This window comes from Imperialibacter roseus (assembly GCF_032999765.1).
Taxonomy (GTDB): Bacteria; Bacteroidota; Bacteroidia; order Cytophagales; family Cyclobacteriaceae; genus Imperialibacter; species Imperialibacter roseus.
The window spans coordinates 4995614-5015457 of the sequence record NZ_CP136051.1 but is presented as its reverse complement, the minus strand read 5'-3'; the positions used below and the strand labels follow the sequence as shown (position 1 = coordinate 5015457).

16 protein-coding genes are annotated in these 19844 nt (G+C 45.6%); 5 read left to right on the top strand and 11 right to left on the bottom strand.

Annotated features, from left to right (window positions below; genetic code table 11):
• The 4 genes from RT717_RS21220 to recQ all read right to left on the bottom strand — a co-directional run bounded on the left by RT717_RS21220 (position 1) and on the right by recQ (position 5268).
• Positions 1 to 504, bottom strand: coding sequence for a gliding motility lipoprotein GldH (locus RT717_RS21220; protein ID WP_317488359.1), 504 nt, complete (start codon positions 502 to 504; stop codon positions 1 to 3).
• Positions 505 to 1671 (bottom strand): PSP1 domain-containing protein, encoded by a 1167-nt coding sequence (locus RT717_RS21215; protein ID WP_317488358.1) that lies wholly within the window; start codon positions 1669 to 1671, stop codon positions 505 to 507. It lies immediately after the preceding gene.
• A 74-nt stretch (positions 1672 to 1745) separates the two neighbouring features.
• Positions 1746 to 3032 (bottom strand): phosphoribosylamine--glycine ligase, encoded by a 1287-nt coding sequence (gene purD / locus RT717_RS21210; protein ID WP_317488357.1) that lies wholly within the window; start codon positions 3030 to 3032, stop codon positions 1746 to 1748.
• A gap of 52 nt (positions 3033 to 3084) precedes the next feature.
• Entirely contained in the window at positions 3085 to 5268 is a 2184-nt protein-coding gene (gene recQ, locus RT717_RS21205) for a DNA helicase RecQ (RefSeq protein WP_317488356.1), read from the bottom strand.
• Between the two features lie 229 nt (positions 5269 to 5497).
• Here recQ and RT717_RS21200 point away from each other — a divergent pair, with 229 nt between their 5' ends.
• On the top strand, positions 5498 to 6586 hold the full coding sequence (locus RT717_RS21200) for a mannose-1-phosphate guanylyltransferase (RefSeq protein ID WP_317488355.1): 1089 nt from the start codon (positions 5498 to 5500) through the stop codon (positions 6584 to 6586).
• 44 nt (positions 6587 to 6630) lie between these two features.
• Here RT717_RS21200 and rlmB read toward each other — a convergent pair whose 3' ends face one another.
• Both rlmB and RT717_RS21190 read right to left on the bottom strand, forming a co-directional pair.
• Positions 6631 to 7407 (bottom strand): 23S rRNA (guanosine(2251)-2'-O)-methyltransferase RlmB, encoded by a 777-nt coding sequence (rlmB, locus tag RT717_RS21195; protein ID WP_317488354.1) that lies wholly within the window; start codon positions 7405 to 7407, stop codon positions 6631 to 6633.
• Between the two features lie 43 nt (positions 7408 to 7450).
• Positions 7451 to 8665: a GWxTD domain-containing protein gene (locus RT717_RS21190; protein ID WP_317488353.1), complete on the bottom strand. Its 1215-nt coding sequence runs from the start codon at positions 8663 to 8665 to the stop codon at positions 7451 to 7453.
• 113 nt (positions 8666 to 8778) lie between these two features.
• Here RT717_RS21190 and RT717_RS21185 point away from each other — a divergent pair, with 113 nt between their 5' ends.
• Positions 8779 to 9552: a class I SAM-dependent methyltransferase gene (locus RT717_RS21185; RefSeq protein ID WP_317488352.1), complete on the top strand. Its 774-nt coding sequence runs from the start codon at positions 8779 to 8781 to the stop codon at positions 9550 to 9552.
• Positions 9553 to 9580: 28 nt separating this feature from the next.
• On the opposite strand, the gene RT717_RS21180 is transcribed toward RT717_RS21185, so the two are convergent.
• The 3 genes from RT717_RS21180 to RT717_RS21170 all read right to left on the bottom strand — a co-directional run bounded on the left by RT717_RS21180 (position 9581) and on the right by RT717_RS21170 (position 15626).
• Positions 9581 to 11449, bottom strand: coding sequence for a hypothetical protein (locus RT717_RS21180; RefSeq protein ID WP_317488351.1), 1869 nt, complete (start codon positions 11447 to 11449; stop codon positions 9581 to 9583).
• A 218-nt stretch (positions 11450 to 11667) separates the two neighbouring features.
• The gene (locus RT717_RS21175; protein WP_317488350.1) at positions 11668 to 12534 is read right to left on the bottom strand and encodes a glycosyltransferase family 117 protein; all 867 of its coding nucleotides are present in this window, start codon (positions 12532 to 12534) and stop codon (positions 11668 to 11670) included.
• A 140-nt stretch (positions 12535 to 12674) separates the two neighbouring features.
• Positions 12675 to 15626 carry a DUF2723 domain-containing protein gene (locus RT717_RS21170; RefSeq protein WP_317488349.1) on the bottom strand — a complete coding sequence of 984 codons (2952 nt, stop codon included), beginning with the start codon at positions 15624 to 15626 and terminating at the stop codon, positions 12675 to 12677.
• A 220-nt stretch (positions 15627 to 15846) separates the two neighbouring features.
• On the opposite strand from RT717_RS21170, the gene RT717_RS21165 reads away from it, so the two are divergent.
• The gene (locus RT717_RS21165) at positions 15847 to 16200 is read left to right on the top strand and encodes a DUF4260 domain-containing protein (RefSeq protein WP_317488348.1); all 354 of its coding nucleotides are present in this window, start codon (positions 15847 to 15849) and stop codon (positions 16198 to 16200) included.
• Positions 16201 to 16206: 6 nt separating this feature from the next.
• On the opposite strand, the gene RT717_RS21160 is transcribed toward RT717_RS21165, so the two are convergent.
• Complete coding sequence (locus RT717_RS21160; protein ID WP_317488347.1) at positions 16207 to 16854, bottom strand: hypothetical protein; 648 nt, start codon at positions 16852 to 16854, stop codon at positions 16207 to 16209.
• Between the two features lie 105 nt (positions 16855 to 16959).
• On the opposite strand from RT717_RS21160, the gene RT717_RS21155 reads away from it, so the two are divergent.
• Positions 16960 to 18156, top strand: coding sequence for a tetratricopeptide repeat protein (locus tag RT717_RS21155; RefSeq protein WP_317488346.1), 1197 nt, complete (start codon positions 16960 to 16962; stop codon positions 18154 to 18156).
• A gap of 25 nt (positions 18157 to 18181) precedes the next feature.
• The gene (locus tag RT717_RS21150) at positions 18182 to 18760 is read left to right on the top strand and encodes a Uma2 family endonuclease (RefSeq protein ID WP_317488345.1); all 579 of its coding nucleotides are present in this window, start codon (positions 18182 to 18184) and stop codon (positions 18758 to 18760) included.
• On the opposite strand, the gene RT717_RS21145 is transcribed toward RT717_RS21150, so the two are convergent.
• Entirely contained in the window at positions 18746 to 19819 is a 1074-nt protein-coding gene (locus RT717_RS21145; RefSeq protein WP_317488344.1) for a glycosyltransferase family 4 protein, read from the bottom strand. The genes RT717_RS21150 and RT717_RS21145 overlap by 15 nt on opposite strands.
• Between the last annotated feature and the right edge of the window lie 25 nt (positions 19820 to 19844).

The following is a 19844-nucleotide window of genomic DNA, read 5'->3' as shown; positions in this document are numbered from 1 at the left end:
CTATTCTTGCCCGACTCTTTCAACTTTTAACCCAAGCGACTGAATGCCCGTCAGGCTTTCCACTCTCATGTATTGCTGAACTGAAAAGGTGAACTTCCCTTTGTAAGGAAACGTGAAGTTATCGATGGCTGGAAACTCATGAGAAAACAAATCTCCCAGCCCACTGCCATAGGGCTTCCCTGTTTTAGGGTCGAACAGAATTACCTCCTGCATTTGACTTTCGATCACTTGATGAAGGGAGTCTTCAAGAGTGAACTTGAGATAGAGGTTGTAGTATGAGTAATCTGCAGTGTTTCTGACCAGATAAGAAAGCCGAAACTGATCTTCCGTCGCATCAACAGGAAAAGTAAATTTCTCAGTAGAATCCATGTGCCACACGTTTTCATCAAAATCGTGGTATTCATCATAAATCCTTGAATCACTGCATGATGACAAGAGGAATACCAAACCTGCTGACAAACAAATGAGGCCGCCAAGTTTGCTTCCCAATAGTGGTGTCCTCATCTATTGCTTTGGTTGATTGTTTTGACCCCGGTTACGGTTCTTGAATCGTTTTTTGTTCTTTTTCTTCTTTTTGCCGCTGCCCTGTCCACCAAATTTTTTGTCCAGGTTCACCAGGTCGCTGTTGAGAGCCTGGTTGGCATCTCTTCCGTTGTCTTCTTTGTCTATAGCCAGGGTATCAGGTTTTTGACCTTTCTTGTTCATTTCAAGAATCACCTTTACCCGCTCAACGTCCAATGGATACCAGGTATTTTCGTCCCTGTAGCCGAACCACATGGTTTTTCGAAAGATGTCTGTCTTTTGCAGCGACGCCTCACCACGTGCCGTAAGCAGAGGTGCTTCCAGCTCTGGAATTCCCTCCAGTGCATCCATGTAAGTGTCGAGCTCGTAATTAAGGCAGCACTTGAGCCTGCCGCATTGCCCGGAGAGCTTACTTGGATTCAGCGACAGGTTTTGGTACCTGGCTGCGGAAGTAGACACGCTCTTGAATTCGGAGAGCCAGGTGGAGCAGCACAGCTCTCTGCCGCACACGCCAATTCCACCAAGTCGGCCTGCTTCCTGCCTCAAGCTGATTTGGCGCATTTCTACCCGAATTTTAAACTCGGCGGCCAGTAGTTTTATCAACTCACGGAAATCAACTCTGTCGTCAGCAGAGTAGTAGAATGTGGCTTTGGTGTTATCGGCTTGAAATTCGATGTCGGTCAGCTTCATGTCCAGTTTGAGCTCTCTGATGATCTCTCTTGTGCGAAAGAGGGTTGGGAGATCTCTGGCCTGAACCTGTTCAAATTTTTCCAGGTCTTTTTGGGTGGCTATTCTGTAGATATTCTTGACCTCACTGTCATTAGCCACTTTTTTCTTCTGCATTTGAAGCCGAACAAGCTCTCCCTGAAGAGACACGTAGCCAATATGGTGGCCGTTTGGAACATCAACTACAACGGCATCGCCGGTGACGATAGGCAGGTGTTCGCTATTGCGAAAAAAGTCCTTTCGGCCGTTCTTAAACCTTACTTCAACTACATCAAATTTATCTACAGCTGGCATGTCCATGTTGGAAAGCCAGTCAAAAACGTTCATTTTATTGCAACCACCTGTCGAGCAGCCACCATTGCTTTTGCAACCAGCCACTTTACCATCTGCGGTAGTTACACTACTGCATGTGCTACATCCCATCTCTAAGCAATTTTATGTTAGCTCTTCTCAAATATAAAAATAATTTCAAAACCATCAGGTGCTAACAATGCCTGCTATCCATTGTACTTTACCAAATCCTGGCCGATGTCCTTTCTGAAATTGGCCTGATCCCACTTAATACTATCTATTGTTTTATAACTCTTGCTGACGGCTTCCTGAATCGAGCTCCCAAAGCTGGTAATGGCCAACACCCTGCCGCCATTGGTGACAACGTCGTCGCCGGAGATTTTTGTGCCTGCATGGAATACCTCTGAATCGTATTTGCCGCCCAGACCAGTTATCGGCCTTCCTTTCTCATAGCCTGAAGGATAACCTCCTGCCACCATTACCACGGTAGTTGCAAAATCAGGCCTTACGTCAAACGACTGGCCCTTTAGCTTGCCCTGTCCTGTGGCGAGGAGCAAGTCAACAAGGTCTGATTTGATCCGGGGAATAACAACTTGCGTCTCCGGATCGCCCATCCTCACATTGTATTCGATCACATATGGTTCACCGCCTACGTTCATCAAACCAATGAAAATAAAGCCTTTGTAGTCAATATTGTCTTTCCTCAGCCCGTCAACTGTTGGCTTTACGACTTTTTCCTCTACCTTCTTCAGAAACTCGCCCGGAGCAAACGGCACTGGCGAGACAGCCCCCATGCCACCCGTGTTTGGCCCGGTATCGCCATCGCCAATTCTTTTATAGTCCTTAGCCTCAGGCAGAATGATATAGTCCTTCCCGTCAGTTAGCACAAAAACAGAAAGCTCGATGCCATCCAGAAACTCTTCTATGAGCACTTTTCGGCTGGCTTCGCCAAATTCGGCCTCTTCAATCATGAATCTGAGCCTGTCTTTAGCCTCCGCAAGGTTGCTTGTGATGATCACACCCTTGCCTGCAGCCAGTCCATCTGCTTTTAGCACGTAGGGAGGTTGAAGAGAGTCGAGAAATTGAAAGCCCTCGGAAAGGTTGTCGGCAATGATGGTTTTCGCTCTGGCGGTGGGAATGCCGTGTTTCAGCATAAACTGCTTGGAGACATCCTTGCTGCCCTCAAGTGCTGCGCCGGCTGCTCCAGGGCCTACAATGGCTATGTGAGCGAGGTCTTTTCTTGTTTCGAAGTAATCCCGGAATCCCTTTACGAGAGGTTCTTCAGGCCCAACAATGATCAGTTCTATTTTTTCCTTCAGGGCCCATTCGGCTATCGTTGGAAAGTCGGTAATGGAAAGCGAAACATTGGTACCAACCGATGAAGTGCCGGCGTTGCCTGGTACAATAAAGAGATTGTCACACTTCGGACTTTGAGAAATTTTCCATGAAAGTGCGTGTTCTCTTCCTCCTGAACCAATGACGGCTATATTCATAGTGATGAATTGTTTAGCCGACAAACTTAAGAAGGAGGAGGCTATGCACCAATTAATTGGCGTATTCTGACAGGAATTTTATACGGACAAGTCTTAGCTCTTCCTCCGAGTAGTCGTCACCCAGTTCTTCCAGTGCGACTGCAATGCTGTCTGTTTCAGCATTCATAAAATAGTCGATGATTTCATCTTGCCTGTCTTCGTCCAGTACCTGATCAATATAGTATTCAAGGTTGAGCTTGGTGCCTGAGTAGCAGATGTGTTCAATTTCGTTAATGATCTCCTCCATGGCCATGCTTTTGGCTTCGGCAATCTCCTCCAAATCCACCTTGCGGTCAATTTGCTGTATGATGAAGATCTTGATTTTCGACTTCTGTCCCGCCGACTTAACCACTACATCAGAGGCAGTTTCAATGTCATTTTCCTCAACGTATTTGGCAATAGTCTCGAGAAAAGGCTTGCCAAATTTTGCCACCTTGCCCATGCCGACGCCGTTGATCTGAGCAAGCTCGTCCTTGGTAGTGGGGTAGATAGTGGCCATTTCCTCAAGGGAAGGATCCTGAAAAACGACATATGGTGGCAGATCCATTTGCTTGGCTACCTTCTTCCGAAGATTTCTAAGCATTTCGAAGAGTGCTTCGTCGTAGGCCTTGGTTGTGGTAGGCACTTTTTCTGCGTCTTCTTCTTCCTCGGTCACTTCCACGTCATATTCGTGGTCTTTTGAGAGCTTGATCGCAAAAGGATCCACAATAAAGTCCTTGCCTTTAGCGGTTACTTTCAACACACCAATATTTTCAATGTCTTTCTCAAGAAACTCCAGCAACAGAGACTGACGCACTACCGACTTGATGAGGCTTTCTTCCAGCTCTTTTCCTTTGCCAAAAATGGACAAAGCATCATGCCCGTAACTTTTAACGTATTGCGAGGGCGTGCCTTTCACCACATCTACGAGGTGTGCCAGGTTAAACCTTTCGCCCGTTTCCATTGCGGCTCTGAGCACCCATTGAACATACTCTTCGCCGTCGAACTTCTCTCTTGGCTTAAGGCAGTTGTCACAAAAGTTGCAATCATGCTCGTAGCTTTCGCCAAAGTAGTGTAGCAACTGCTTTCTTCTACAGAGTGATGACTCAGCGTAGGAAACCATTTCGTCAAGCAGCACTCTGGCGTTGTCTCTTTCAGTAACAGTTTTGTCCTTATTGAATTTTTCAAGCTTGATGATGTCGTTGTAACTGTAGAACATGATACAGTTACCCTCCAGACCATCTCTTCCGGCACGACCAGTTTCCTGATAGTATCCTTCCAATGATTTTGGAGTGTCGTAATGCACAACAAAGCGAACATCTGGCTTATCGATGCCCATACCGAAAGCAATGGTTGCCACAATGACATCTACTTCTTCGTTCAGGAAGTCGTCTTGATTCTTTATTCGTACCGCAGCATCAAGGCCGGCGTGATAAGGAGCAGCTTTCACATCATTTACCTGCAGCAAGTTGGCTATTTCTTCAACTTTCTTTCGGCTCAGGCAGTACACAATCCCAGATTTGCCTTTCTGAGACTTTACGAACTTTACCAGTTGCTTTTTGGTGTGCTGCTTGGGGCGGACCTCGTAGTATAGATTTTCTCTGTTGAAAGAAGACTTAAAAATGTCGGCCTCTTCCATTTGCAGGTTCTTCTGAATATCAATTTGCACCTTCGGAGTAGCAGTAGCGGTCAGTGCAATCACGGGCATGTTGCTGATTTGGGCCAGAATCTGCTTGATTCTCCGGTACTCAGGCCTGAAGTCATGGCCCCACTCCGAGATACAATGAGCCTCGTCAATTGCCGCAAAAGAAATGTTTGCTTTTTTGAGGAACTCAATATTTTCTTCTTTGGTAAGAGATTCAGGTGCCACATAAAGTAGCTGCACCTCTCCGCTCAGGGTCTCTCTCTTTACCCTGTTCATTTCCGTCTTGGTCAAGGTAGAGTTGAGGAACTGGGCATTGACACCCACCGCATTCAATTGATCGACCTGATTCTTCATCAGGGCAATAAGAGGTGAGATAACAATGGCCGCACCATCAAGGATCAGTGCTGGCAGCTGGTAACAAAGCGACTTGCCCGCACCGGTTGGCATGATGACGAAGGTATTCCGTCCGTCAAGTATATTTTTGATGATCGCTTCCTGGGTGCCTCGAAAGCTGCTGTACCCAAAAACTTCTTTTAACTTATCTTTTAACTGTTCCTCCAGGCTCGCAATCATATGGCTCTGCAATTTCTTTTTCAGCTTTTACACACAGTTAGCTGAGCAATTGAATATACTAATTTTAATTCAAATGACACGCTCACTTTCCAAATATCAGTGATAAGGTGTGATGGGCGTCATTCATAATCGTTTTATAACAGCGTCATTATGCTCTTTAATGATTCCACGACCTTTGCTGACCGTATTTAAAGCCTATATTTGCAACGAAATACGTTTTAGCTAAGTAATGGACAGAAAAAGCAGTCAAACTTTTGTAATAATTATGGCCGGTGGTGTAGGGAGTAGGTTTTGGCCCTATAGCAGAAACAAGCGCCCAAAACAATTTCTTGACATATTTGGTACTGGTCAGTCACTTTTACAAATGACTTACAACCGGTTCCTGCAAACGGCGGGCAAAGATAACATATTGATCGTCACTAATCAACAATACGCCGAATTAGTGAAGGAACAATTACCTGACCTTGAGCAGGATCAAATACTGCTTGAACCGGCCCGGAGAAATACCGCTCCGTGCGTGGCGTATGCGTGCTACAAAATTCACAAAAAGAACCCTGACGCCACGGTGGTAATCACTCCGGCAGACCATGCCATTTTTAATGAGGACAAATTCATTGCTACGGTTGAGGAAGGCATATTCGCAGCTCAGAAGGAAGGCAACCTGGTTACGATAGGCATTAAGCCAACAAAGCCGGAAACCGGCTATGGCTATATTCAGTATTCTGAAGAAAAGTTTGGTGCAGCCAGGAAGGTTAAAACATTCACGGAAAAGCCTGAGCTGGAATGGGCCAAGAAGTTTCTGGAAAGCGGAGATTTTGTCTGGAATGCGGGGATCTTTATTTGGAAGACTTCTACGATCATCAAGGAATATGAGAATAGCCTGCCCGAAATGGCTGAGGCCTTTGATGATGGTATGGAGCATTATTACACCGACACCGAGCAGCAGTATATTGACAAGGCCTATACGCAGTGTAGAAATATATCTATTGACTACGGTATTATGGAAAAGGCAAACGATGTTTATGTCGTGCTGGGCGATTTTGCCTGGTCGGATTTGGGCTCGTGGGGCTCACTCTACGATAACCTGAAAAAGGAGGAAAACGAGAACATCGTTATGGGTGCAGAGTTACTTCCTTACGATAGTCACAGCAATATTATCAAAACCGATAAGGACAAGCTGGTTATTCTACAAGACCTCGAAGGCTACCTCGTAGCTGATTTTGAGGACGTACTAATGATAGTGAAAAAAGACCAGGAAGCGAAGTTCAGGGAATTTGTGAACGACGTGAAAAACAAGAAGGGTGAGGAGCTCCTCTGAGCGCTCAGCCAAAGCAGTTTTTTATAAATTTTTTGGATGGCAGTCTACTTCAAGGCTGCCATTCTTTGTCTTACCACCTCAAAAAGAAAAATACCGGCTGCCACGGAAACATTCAGCGATTCAATTTTGCCCTGCATAGGAATTTTCACCTTCGTATCAGCCATTTCAAGCACGCTGTCAGAAATACCATCCTCTTCAGAACCCATAATGAGCGCCACAGGCCCGGTAAGGTCAGCGTCTGAGTATAGCTGATCAGTTTTCTCTGTGCACGCCACTACGAGAAAGCCTGACTCTTTGAGGTACTTGACCGACTCTTCGAAGTCATTCACTTTGCAAATGGGAAGATGGTTAAGGGCTCCTGCTGAAGTCTTCACAGCATCACTGCCGATTTGAGCGCTGCCTTTGGAAGGGATAACAATCGTGTCGGCCCCGGCGGATTCGGCGGTTCGTACAATGGCACCAAAGTTTCTCACGTCCGTTACCCGGTCAATCAGCACTATGAGGCCGTCCTTGCCCTGGTCGAAGATGAACGATACAACCCTGTGCAGGTCGGCAAACTCAATGGGTGAGACAAAGGCGATGACACCCTGGTGGTTTTTGCCAGTTAGGCGGTCAAGCTTTTCTCCGGGCACATTCTGGAAAACGATGCCGTTTTCAATCAGTAGCTTGATGAGCTCATTGGTGAGCTCATTTTTAACATTTTTCTGGATGAAAATTTTGTCGATTTGTTTGTCGGCCTTGATGGCTTCTATCACCGCCCGGGTGCCATAAATCATATCGGAAGGGTTGGGCCTTCGCTGTTGAGGGTATTTTCTTATCACCTGATGCTTGTTGGTTCTGCGACCCGGCAGGCCGAAGAACAGTTTAAATTCTTCCTTTGCGCCACAAATCTACGAAGCGAAACCAATATCTGTCATAATCGTCCTTACGAATTAGCGTAAGGTAGCCAGGGGTGAAAATATTTTTGACCCTCATAAACTCAAACTTAAGGTCAGATTTGTCCTCCATTTTGAGGTAGGTCCAAACTTCTCCTACATCGTTTCTTTCGACCACATCAGGATGGCCAAAGATAATGTAAATCATGCCTGCATCAGTTTTCCAGCCTTCTTTAAATCCGGTAAACAACAAGTTCGCCTCAGCCACTCGGGTGAAATAGTTCTGCATGATCCGTTTTGCCCGGTCCTGGCTACCTGAAATGTCCAGCAGGAAATTGTCCAGCGCTTTCTTTCTGGTTTTGGACGAAACCAGCTTGTTATACTCTTCTTTGGAACTGATGTAGCGAAGGGTGCCAATGATTTCGTCAACTGAAACGAACTTGGGATAATAGAAAGGTGCCAGGCGCATGGCCAGCGCTGAGCCGGAACTGGAATCGGTTTGAAACAGGTAAAGACCCGGCTTGGTTGCAGAGAAGTAACCCGCTCTCATCATGAATGAGCTATCAATTCCCATTGTTTTGCCTCCGGAAATAGTGTCGATAACCATGGGTGGCCTGGCTTCTTCAAAATCCATATTGTAGTAAAATCCGTAAAGCTGAGCCGTATCTTCGGCCGTCAGGGAGAGCGAATCTCTTGGGCTGAAAAAAGACTTTAAGACGGGCATGCCATTTTTATCAACAGGGGTTATCCCATCAGGAGTAAACATGTTGTCGCCTTCCAGCGCTACATCGAAAAAGAAAGATTTTTGCGTGCTCGGTCTTTTGACGTGAAAGACAATAATATTTTGACTTTCCGAGGGCATGAAAGCCAGCTTTCCTGCAAGCTGCGGATAGGCTGAAACGTCTGTGAGATCAGCCCAATTGTGGGTTGTCTCATTGAAAGCAGAGGAGTCCGAATATGAGCTTCGGTAAAAAGTGTTCAACTCGTAATTGCCAATGGTGTCGTAGGCAGGAAGATTCAGTTGAAAGTAAACTTTGTAGCCCGGGTCGGACTTAACCAAACGATATTTGAATTGAATGGGCCCGGAAGGGTTGTAGGTATAGGAAAGGTTAAAACTATTGATTGACTGACTGTGTACGTCAGGCCCTGCGAACGAAAAGGCAATGACAAATAAACAAAATAGGGCGCTTTGAACCTTGTTCATACTGAAATGCGTGGGAATGTTTAGCATATAACAACCAAGTAACTAAAAAACTTGAACCGAAAGTATAATTTTATCTTACTTTGAAGCCGAAAAGCAATCCGAACTGAATCTTCATGGCAGTTTATACTACGGAAATTACCTCAGCAGAGATACTTTCAGACAATCCGATACACCAGCGACTTTTGAAACCCTACATAGTGGCGAAAGACTATGTGAGAGGAAACATGCTGGAGCTCGGGTGCGGCGAGGGACGTGGGGTGAAAGAGCTCATGCCCCTTGTTGAGAAATACACTGCGCTCGACAAAATCGGGGATATTGTAGAAAAGCTTCAAAAAGAAAACCCTAAGGGTGATTTCAAGCAAGCTGTATTTCCCCCATTTAGCGGCCTTGAAGACAATGCATTCGACAGCATTGTTAGCTTTCAGGTAATAGAGCATATAAAGGATGACGAGCTGTTTCTGAAAGAAATGGCCAGGGTGCTAAAGCCCGGGGGCGTGGCGTTGCTCACTACACCCAACATCAAGCTGACGCTGACCAGAAATCCATGGCATATCCGGGAATACACTGCCTTGGAATTGACCGATAAGGCCAAAAAATACTTTGCTGATGTGGAAATGAAGGGAATTGCCGGAAGCGAAAAAGTGATGGACTACCACGAGAAAAACAGAGCTTCCGTGAAAAGGATCACCAGGTTTGATGTGCTCAATTTACAGTATCGATTGCCTGCCTGGATGCTTCGGATTCCTTATGATCTGCTGAACAGGCTTAACCGGAATAACCTGCAAAAGGCATCCGACAGTCTGGTGTCGTCAATTTCTCACGATGACTACCTGGTTTCGGACGACGCCGATACGTCCCTTGATTTGTTCCTGATTTTGAGGAAATAAAAAAAGCCCCATATTTCGGGGCTTTTCATTAGTTATTCATCATTCCGTAGTGTTTTCGGAAGAGTTCCTCGTATGTTTTTCCCAGCTCCGGATCTTCATAGGCCCGGAACACCCTGGCTAATTCGTTGAGTACAATCAGATTCTTTTGCACCGTAAAGGAATCGGCAATCAAATTATCGAACATGTAGGTGAGCATTTCATCAGCTCTCATACTCATTGTAGCTGCTATCTCTTTGGCTTTTTCTTCCTCGCCAACTTCCATCAACAGGCTCACCATTCTTACAGTAAAGTGATCATAGGGAACTACCGAGTCTGGCATTACCTCAAGAGATTTAAGAAGCGCATTTTTTGCCCTTTCAGTGTCATCTACCATCAGGAGAGATTCAGCCAGTGTGTTGAAGCTTGCCCTGTGGTTAAGAACAAAATTCCTGTAATCCTCAGTGTAGTAAATGCTCGGATCCTGCAAGCCTCTCCAGTAGAAGTTGTTCATCATGTTGTCGTACATAATGTCTACATCTACAAAGGTTTCCTGGTTGTCAGGGTTTTCGACAGGGAGCAACCGGTAAGCGTTACCCTCTTGAACAGCATATCGCCTGATATCGATATTGACACTGGCTAACGAGGTGTTGTTGAAATAAATAGGGCGCTCCCATTTGTTGGTCAATATAATATCCAGAATGGCCAGGTCTTTCTTTTCCAGCACCCTGTCTTTGATGTTGAACACCATTCTAGGCACCATGTAGTCTTGTAGTGTGGAAGGAATAATTCCCTTTGACATTACGCTGGCAGAGTCAACATTCAGGTACACGCTTTTGGAAGGAATGGAGTTGTAGGCGCTTATCGAAGTCGCCACTCTGAGAGCAGGATTGCCTTCACGCACCAGCTTCATGTACTGCTCAAGGCTAATGGCGCCTTTGATGTTCTCTCTTTCCATTACCACCACGAAGTCATTCAACCCACCCTGGCGGTAGTCTTTGCTGGTCAGTGAGAATGGGAACGGCTCAGATTCGTATGCCTGTCTCATCATTTGATCGATGTACCAGTCGGTGTTGAAATAGCTCAGCACCACCACCCGAACGTCAGTGCGGAAGCCTTCTACCTCCTGCACATACCAAAGCGGGAAGGTGTCGTTATCGCCACCCGTGAAGAGAATGGCATTGGGGGCGCAGCTCGCCAGGAAGTTTCTGGCAGTGTCTACCGAAAAATATCGATCCGACCTGTCATGATCATCCCAGTTTTCGCTCGCCATAATGGCCGGGCAGCTTAAACAGATGATGAGAGAAGTGGCAATGGCCGCTTTTTTATTGGCAATAAACCTTTGGAATAAATCGTACATGGCCAATACGGCAAAGCCAATCCAGATGGAGAATACATAGAAAGACCCCACGTAGATATAGTCTCTTTCTCTTGGCTCCGAAGGAGGAGAGTTAAGGTAAAGCACCAGGGCAGCTCCTGTTAAAAAGAACAGCAGCAGCATCACGCTAAAGTTCTTTTGGTCTTTTCTGTACTGATAGAAGAAACCAATCAGGCCAAGAATAAGCGGGATGAACAAATAGTTATTTCGTCCTTTGTTATTTTCAAGCTCCCATGGCACTTTCTTAAAGGCATCTGCAGGCGAAGTCCAACTGGCGTCCTGTACATCGCTTTCACGCCCGGCAAAATTCCACATGAAGTACCTCATGTACATATGACCGAGCTGATATTTGAACATGAAGTACAGGTTGTCTCCAAAGGTAGGTTTTTGTCCTGCCCTGAGACCGGTAATTTCTCTGTAGCGCTTGGCATGTTCAGCTGTGGAGCTGTACATCCTTGGCAGGATGGTCATGCCAGTTTTGTCGTAGATAGCGTCTACTTTGTAGTCAATAATATCGTATTCCGTTTCACCTTTAGCGTACACAGGAGCTCCTTTTTTCTGTTCCTGAAGCTCGGTGGTAAAGTACTGCCCAAAGAAAAGCGGCCGATCACCATATTGCTCTCTTTTGAGGTAGGAAACAAAGGTGTTTACGTTTTCAGGGTTGTTCTCGTCAATAGGAGGATTGTAATTCGACCTGATAAGAACGACCGTGTAGGAAGAATAGCCAATCAGAATGAAAGCAAAAGCCAGCAGCGAGGTGTTCAGAATGACCTTCTCTTTTTCTCGGAATAAATGATTCCGTAAATAAGAGCGCCGAGGAAAAGAAGAACGAAAACGATGATGCCAGACTTAAATGGCAAGCCAAGCGAGTTCACAAAGAAAAGCTCGAAAGAGAAGGCGAGACTTGGCAAGCCCGGGATGACGCCGGCCATAATGATAAGGATGATGGCACCACTAACTGCCAGGGTTGTCAATACACCCTTGGTTGTTACCTCTTCGTAATACTTGAAGTACACGATAAGGCCAAGGGCTGGAATGGCTACAAGGTTGAGAAGGTGAATGCCGATAGATAGACCAACGGTGTAAGCAAGTAGCAGGAACCAACGATTTCTGTGCCTGTCGTCATCAATTTGCTCCCACTTCAGGATGGCCCACACAACAAAGGCGGTAAAGAAGGATGAAATGGCATAAACCTCGGCTTCAACAGCCGAAAACCAGAAGGAATCCGAAAAGGTGTACGCAAGGCTGCCTACAATACCAGCTGCAATAATCGACCAGTTTTGATCGTCGGTGCCCTGGCCAGGCTTCAACCCCATTAGCTTGTTAGCAAGAGCTGTGATTGTCCAGAAAAGGAAAAGAATGGAAAATCCACTGCTCAGCACACTCGAAATATTGATCCAATAGGCTACCCTTTCCACGTCACCGAGGGCGAACAAGCTGAAGAATCTTCCTATCAACAGAAAGAGTGGAGCCCCTGGGGGGTGAGGCACTTCGAGTTTATATGAAACTGCTATAAATTCTCCACAGTCCCAGAAGCTGGCGGTGGGCTCAACAGTTAGCCAATAAACGAGGGTGGCAATGGCAAAAACGAACCAACCGGTAAGGTTATTCACCTTTATATAATTCATTCTATTAATTTTTTATTCGGGCGAAAATAGTAATTAATAAGCTATCTGCCTTACGGATACCTATAATATTGAGGGGGAGAAGAAAAGGCTTACCACCTAATTAAAAGGGTAGCAAGCCTCTAAATCAAATTGGGAGATTGTTATCCCTCGAAATGTGAGTAATGCTTTCTGAAAATGCTTTCGGTTTTCAATGCATCTTCATTAAAACCGTAGGCTTTCAGTATCCGCTGGAGTCTGTCGAGCACAAACAGGTTCTTTCTGACCTCAAAAGCATCTTGCTTCACAGCGGAAGAATAATAACTGAGCTCTTTGTCGGCCCTTTCGATCAGGGTTTTCCCAATGGCTATCGCAGTGTCACTGTCGTTGAGTGCCAGGAGCAGTCCGGTTGTTTCTACGGCCGAGAGATCGTAGGGAATGGTGTCATCGGGAATGGCATTGAGGCTTTTGTGAAGTGCCTCGAGTGCCATGTCATTTTTCCCTTCCAGCATGAGTGCTTCGGCAAGTAAGTTGAAGCCCAGGCGGGGGCTCATCAGCTGCTTTTGGTAATACGACGAATAATTGACATCAGGATTGTTGAGGTTTCTCCAGGAGTAATTCTCCGTCATGTTGGCAAACATGACATGGCTATTGATCAAATGGCTATCGCTCTCAGGATTTTCGACAGGGAGCAGTTTGTAAGTCATCCCTTCTTGCACAACATATTTACTGAGATCAAACGGCAGTAAACTCAGGGCGGTATGAGTGAAGTAAATGGGTCGTTCCCAGTTGTTGGAGGCGATCAGGTCGAGCAGCATGATTTCACTTTTTTGAAGACCATTTCCAGTAACTTCAAAAGTGATAAAATCAGGAATATATTGGGTCATCGTGTCGGGCACCAGGTGCCTGGCCAGCACATCTTCTTTGCTAACAGGCAGTCGAATCAATTTTGAGGGTAACGAGGCGAGGCTTGACCCTGTCCTTGTTTCCACCATAATTGCCGGGTGCTTTTTTTTCAGTAAGCTGAGGTATTGATTCAGGTCTATGGCACTTCCTTTTAGATTCGGGTTTTCCACTACAGGTACGTAGTCGATAGGGCCTCCCTGCTTATAAAGTGTTTTATCAATAGAAAAAGGGAGGGGCTCTGATTCGTAGGCTTTCCGTTTCATCATGTCAATATTCCAGTCTGCACTAAAGAGCGAGCCAACAATTACCCTCATATCGGTTCTTACGCCTGCCACATCCTGCGCATACCACAGCGGGTAAGTATCGTTGTCGCCTCCGGTAAATAGGATGCCATTTGGCTCACATCCAGTCAGGTAATTTTTTGCCATGTCAACAGAGTAGTACCTGCCGGAGCGATCGTGGTCATCCCAGCCCTGCATAACCATGATGCCAGGCACCATGAGTGTAGCAAACCAGGCCATGGCGAGGGCCAATTTTCGCTCAGCAAAGAACTGTTGCGACTGGCGGAGAAATGCAAATGCCCCAAGGCCAATCCAAATGCAGAAGGCAAAGAAAGATGCTACATAGATGTAATCCCTCTCTCTTGGCTCGTCTGGGGGTGAGTTGAGGTAGAGTACTAACCCGACTCCCGTAATAAAGAATAGAACACCTATTACTGAAAAAGACTGCAGGTTTTTTTTGTAGTTAAAAAAAAGACCGACTAAGCCGAGTACCAGTGGCAGCATTAAAAAGCTGTTTCTGGCATGGTTCCCTTCCATTGAAGGAGCCACAGAAGATGTCAGAGCGACGAAACCAGCATCTTGCTGATCACTTTCCCTGCCGGCAAAATTCCACATAAAGTACCTCATGTACATATGGCCCAGCTGGTAAGTAAACAGGTACTTGATGTTTTCTGCGAAATTTGGCTTTTGCCCGGGCTGTAGGCCTAAAATTCGTTGATAGGCCTCGGGGTGACGATCTCTTTGGCTCCAAAGCCTCGGGAGAACTGTCGTTCTTGCAGGGTCGTAGTTAAGTTGATAATCGTAGTCTTCTATCTCATAAGAAGTGATACCTTTTTGATAAACCGGATCGCCAAGTTGCTGATCAATCAGCTTTGCGTCATAGTAGTTGCCGTACAACAAAGGTCTGGTTCCGTACTGCTTCATGTCCAGATAACCCACAAAATTGGGCAGGTTCTCCGGATTCCACATGTCAATTAGCGGATTTTTTGATGATCGTATGGTGAGAATTCCGAACGACGAATAGCCAATAATGAGAAAGCTAATGCAAAGTGCAAGCGTGTTGAGCCCCACCAGTCCCTTTTTTTGCGTAAAATAGACTGCCAGCAGAATGCTTGCTGCAATAATGACCATGCCGAAGGCGGCACCGCTGCCAAAGCCAAGTTGGAGGGAGTTGACGAAGAATATTTCGAATCTTGTGAGGAGGCTCATCACGCCGACCCGGAATCCAAACATGACGAACAGAATACCTATCCCGCTCGAAACAATTGTAACGGCCAGCCCTTTCCAGGAGAAAGTGTAATTCTTAAAGTAATAGATGAGTGCCAGAGATGGAATCGTGAGCAGGTTCATTGGGTGCACACCAATGGACAGGCCCATCAGGTAGGCGATGAATAATAGCCACTTGTTGGAAAGCGACGCATTTTCCAGTGCGTCCCACCTGAGGATGGCCCAAAAAGCGATGGCAGTGAAGAACATGGACATGGCGTAAACCTCTGCTTCAACGGCAGAAAACCAGAAGGTGTCGGAAAAGGCGAAAGCGAGTGATCCGGTTACCCCAGAACCCATTAACACGAGTGCATCTTTTGCCTGGAGGTCAAGAAGCTCAGCCTTGATAATTTTGGAAGCCAGTAGCACGATGCTCCAGTAAAGAAACATTACAGCCAGAGCGCTGCTTACTGCGCTCATCATGTTCACCCAGAATGCGATCTGCTCGGTGTCGCCTAACGCCAAAAAAGTAAAAAAGCGACCAAGCAGCAGAAAAAACGGTGGTCCGGGAGGGTGTGGAATCTGCAACTTGTAGCTGGCAGCTATAAATTCCCCACAGTCCCAGAAACTGGCCGTCGGTTCTAATGTGAGGGCATAAACTGTGAGCGCAACAAAAAATACCGCCCAACCGGTCAGGTTGTTGATCAGTTTAAAGTTCTTCATGCTCAAAAGCTGGTTTTACATATAAGCTTAAGACTCTGTTTACAAACGCAGGGTTGCCTCTGTTTTGTATCTTTTTACATTATTTCAAGATGCGATAAAATGGTTCTCATGAAGGGTGGAGTTTTGCATTTTACATAATTTTTTTGAATAAAACCCTACTCTTTGCTAATGCGTATTTGGAGTAAAGTAACCGGCATTAGTTTAAAAACAACTGTGAAGCATGAAATCACTACTTAACCTTGAGGAAGCTGCGATGTTTATTGCCGCCTTTTTAGGCACCATTTATCTGGACTACGCCTGGTGGCTGTTCTTTGCCTGGCTGCTTGCACCAGACGTAAGTATGATAGGCTATTTGTTCAACACTAAAATTGGTGCTGTCTTTTACAACTTAGCACATCATAAAGGGGTAGCTGTGGCTTGCTTTGTAACAGGCTTTGTCATTTCATCGCCAGAATGGATGTTCGCCGGGCTTCTATTATTTGGTCACAGCGCCATGGACAGGGTTTTTGGCTATGGCCTAAAGTATGCTGACGATTTCAAACATACCCACCTCGGGTGGATAGGTAAAAAATAGTTCCGACTACTTATAGATAATCAGGTAGAAGCCAATCCAAAGAAAAAACCAAAGCACATACGATGTTGCCACAATGATGATGCTATTTTTCCTCTGCTTCCCTGAGATGACATAAACACCTGCGGCTAGCGCAATCCAGTACACAACCTCAAAGAGATTGAGTGCCTTGAGAGGATAATGCCAGCGGGGTGCCAACGACTCAAAATCGAACAGGTTCATCATGGAGAGCGGATAGAAGGAGCCAATTTCCTGATAGGTAGGGTCGGTGTTTACTACCAGAAACCAGGCGATTTTAATAAGCTCGGGAATAAAAAAGACAAGTTCTGCTGCCAAAGCCAGCCGCCACATGTCTTTGAAAGTAAGCTTGTAGCCAAACATAAAGCCGCCCACATAGAGGATAAATGCCGTAACGGTAAACTTCCAGGCATAAACGAGTGGAACTGTGAGGTACTGCACAGCACTTAAGGCGTGGAAAAATCCCATCTCACCACGCTCCTGTAGAATCTCGAATGCGGCTAACTCTCCTTCGATGAAACTTTTTTTGATAAAAAGCAGTATCAACGTGACAACGCAGATGACAGCAAACAGCTGTCCAGTGCCAAATGAAAACCATTCGTCGAGAAGTTCTTGTCGTCTTTCTTTGGAAAGTTGCATATCAATGGAAAAATTTACAATTCACAGAACGGGTTTGCCGTTGATTCGTTGTTATCTTAATTATTCAATTTGAAAATTGGCAGACTTTTGGCACTCCACCAAACTATGAGGTTTATCATTATCACTTTATTGTTGTCAGTCGGCTTTGCTGACCTTTCATTTTCTCAAACTATAAATGTGGGAGAAGTGAAGGCGGATACTGTGGACGTCGCCAGTAAGTTGCTCATTAACGACATCAAGGTGCAGCTTGACGCTACCGAGGCCCTCAACAATATGTATAACTTTCATTTTGCTACAGCCGAAAAGCAATTCAGGTGGCTGAAGCAAAAGTATGGTTGGCATCCGCTGCCATATTTTTTAATGGGTTTGTCCGAATGGTGGAAGATTGTGCCCAATATTGAAAATGAGCAGTACGATAAAAAGTTTTATGCTTATATGGACACCGCTCTCGTCCTCTCCGAGCGGCTTTACAAGGAAGTGAATAAGGTCGAAGGCGCTTTTTTTCTTTCTGCCACCTATTCGTTTCAGGGCCGATTGCTTTCCGAGAGAAAAAAATGGACTAAGGCCGCTGTAGCAGGTAAGAATGCATTGGCCTATCTGGAGGAGTGCCGTGGGCAGGAGGATCTCAGCCCTGAAATACTTTTTGGTGACGCCTTGTATAACTATTACTCCGTTTGGGTACCTGAAAACTATCCTTTGCTGAAGCCCATCATGTTGTTTTTCGACAAAGGAGATAAAGATGATGGAATTAAACAGCTGAAAGAAGTGGCCAGGAACGCTTTTTACACTCGCACTGAGGCCCAGTATTTCCTTATGCGGATTTTATCGAGTGAAGGAAAAAACATGTACGAAGCTTTGCAAGTGGCCGAATACTTGCATCAGACGTTTCCTGACAACCCATACTTCCATCGATACTACTCACGGCTCTTGTATGGCACTGGCGACTATCAGCTTTGTGAGAAAACCTCTCTGGAGATCATCGATAAGTATTATCAGAGATATGATGGCTACGAGGAAAACAGTGGCCGGTATGCTGCTTTCTTTCTGGGCCAGATATATCAAACGAGAAAAGACTATACGAATGCCAAAAAGTTCTACAAAGAAGCAGTAAGGTTTAGTTCCAAGAATGAAACCCAGCAAATGGGTTATAACCTGTATTCTCTGTTGGCCCTTGGAGAAATAGCCGAAAAAGAAAACAATCAAAAAGAGGCAAAGGAATACTACAAAGAAGTCAAACGCCTTGCAGGCAGAAAAGACCGTGCATGGGAAGTGGCCAAAAAGAATTTGAAGGAGATGGATTAGATAAGAAAAACAGGTAAATTTAGTCATGGCTCTCCCTATTTATAAGAACAAAAAAGTCACTTATGCTGATTACCTCACCTGGCCCGACAGCGAAAGGTGGGAGATTATCGATGGTATGCCTTACGATATGAGTCCTGCTCCGAGCAGAAGGCATCAAAAAATCAGCGGAACTATCCATTTCCACCTCCAAAATTTTTTGAGGAATAAAAAATGTGAAGTCTATGCGTCGCCCTTTGATGTTCGCCTGTCCGAGGACTATTCTCAAGAAGAACTAGTTGAAAACGTTGTTCAGCCCGACCTGTCTGTTTTTTGCGACAAAAACAAGCTTGATGAGAAGGGCGCTATTGGGGCACCTGACCTGGTGGTAGAGATTCTAGCTCCTTCCACTTCAAAAAAAGACATGTCAGAAAAATTACTCCTTTATCAGAAATTTGAAGTGAAGGAGTATTGGGTGGTTGATCCGGAAGGTGAGGATGTTCGTGTGTTTGTGCTGGACAAAAATGGGAGATTTTACCTGTTGACCATCCTTAAGAAGGAGGAAACTTTGAAAAGTAAGTTGTTCTCAGGTTTAACGATTCCGTTGGAAGAACTATTTGCCGAATAGTTCAAGAAAATTTCTAGTGTTTGCCTTTACCGAGTAGGTGTTTTCGACCGTTCGTCGCCCTTCCTCACTCAGTTGAGTTCTTAGTGCGGTGCTTTTGATCAGTTTTTTTAGTGCAAACACCCATTCTTCTGTATTGGTAGCCATCAGCCCATTGATGCCGTCCTTTATGATATCCGTATTCACGCCTACAGGCGAAGCGACGGTGGAGATCTCTAATGCCATGTATTGCAAAGCTTTGAAGCCGCACTTGCCTTTGCTCCATTTGTCGTCTGTGAGAGGCATCACGCCAATATCGATGGCTGCCAGATCATCTATTTCTGTTTCTTTGTTCCAGGCTATAAACTCCAGCCACGAGTAGTTTACCAAAGGTGGCTGGTTGGAGATTACCCGAAAGGAAAAATTTTCATCTTTGGAAAGTTGCTCAAGCACTGGCCAAAGCATATCGAGGTAGGGGAGAGTGGAGTGGCTGCCCGTCCAGCCGATAAGGATGGGGTCGTTGGTGTGCTTTGTTTTTTTATTGATTCGGTGGTGATGCTCCGTGTCGATGGTAGTAGGGTTGATCACAACGTTGTCATTGAACTGCTTCGCATAGTTGGTCAGGTAAGAGTTGCCCGCAGAAACTTTCCATGCCCATCGGCAGACGCTTTCTGTTTTTGAATGCCATTTTAGCCAGGCAGCTATTTTGTTGCTTTCGCTAGTATTGGGCAGCCAAATGGCATCATCGAAGTCAAGAATGACCTTCTTCCTGAAAACCTTAATTATCAGCCATTCAAAAATGGGAGGCCCTAGCGGCGTTAGCTCCCTGTGGATAAAAACGAAATCGGCGGATGGCAGCCGACTAAGTACCTTGAAGCGTCGACCGAATCCATTGACTAGCCCCCACACTTTTTGCAGAGCATTGCCCTTTTTGTAGAGCACCTTCCAGTAGTATTCCCCCCAAAACGACTGGCTGTCGATAGAATGACCCGCCTTAAGCAATGCTGCAAAGTACTGTTCGAACCGAAAGCGCTGCGACGGTGCTTGCTCTAGAGGATAGGGAAAGAGGAAAAGAATTTTCACCCGGTGAAATTAGTGCAAGATTGGC

Coding starts and splice junctions, on each gene's coding strand:
- RT717_RS21165 (WP_317488348.1), top strand. CDS start 15,847: ATGAAATCACTACTTAACCTTGAGGAAGCTGCGATGTTTATTGCCGCC.
- RT717_RS21150 (WP_317488345.1), top strand. CDS start 18,182: ATGGCTCTCCCTATTTATAAGAACAAAAAAGTCACTTATGCTGATTAC.
- recQ (WP_317488356.1), bottom strand. CDS start 5,268: ATGATTGCGAGCCTGGAGGAACAGTTAAAAGATAAGTTAAAAGAAGTT.
- RT717_RS21170 (WP_317488349.1), bottom strand. CDS start 15,626: ATGAAGAACTTTAAACTGATCAACAACCTGACCGGTTGGGCGGTATTT.
- RT717_RS21185 (WP_317488352.1), top strand. CDS start 8,779: ATGGCAGTTTATACTACGGAAATTACCTCAGCAGAGATACTTTCAGAC.
- RT717_RS21160 (WP_317488347.1), bottom strand. CDS start 16,854: ATGCAACTTTCCAAAGAAAGACGACAAGAACTTCTCGACGAATGGTTT.
- RT717_RS21190 (WP_317488353.1), bottom strand. CDS start 8,665: ATGAACAAGGTTCAAAGCGCCCTATTTTGTTTATTTGTCATTGCCTTT.
- RT717_RS21220 (WP_317488359.1), bottom strand. CDS start 504: ATGAGGACACCACTATTGGGAAGCAAACTTGGCGGCCTCATTTGTTTG.
- RT717_RS21200 (WP_317488355.1), top strand. CDS start 5,498: ATGGACAGAAAAAGCAGTCAAACTTTTGTAATAATTATGGCCGGTGGT.
- RT717_RS21215 (WP_317488358.1), bottom strand. CDS start 1,671: ATGGGATGTAGCACATGCAGTAGTGTAACTACCGCAGATGGTAAAGTG.
- purD (WP_317488357.1), bottom strand. CDS start 3,032: ATGAATATAGCCGTCATTGGTTCAGGAGGAAGAGAACACGCACTTTCA.
- RT717_RS21155 (WP_317488346.1), top strand. CDS start 16,960: ATGAGGTTTATCATTATCACTTTATTGTTGTCAGTCGGCTTTGCTGAC.
- RT717_RS21175 (WP_317488350.1), bottom strand. CDS start 12,534: ATGAATTATATAAAGGTGAATAACCTTACCGGTTGGTTCGTTTTTGCC.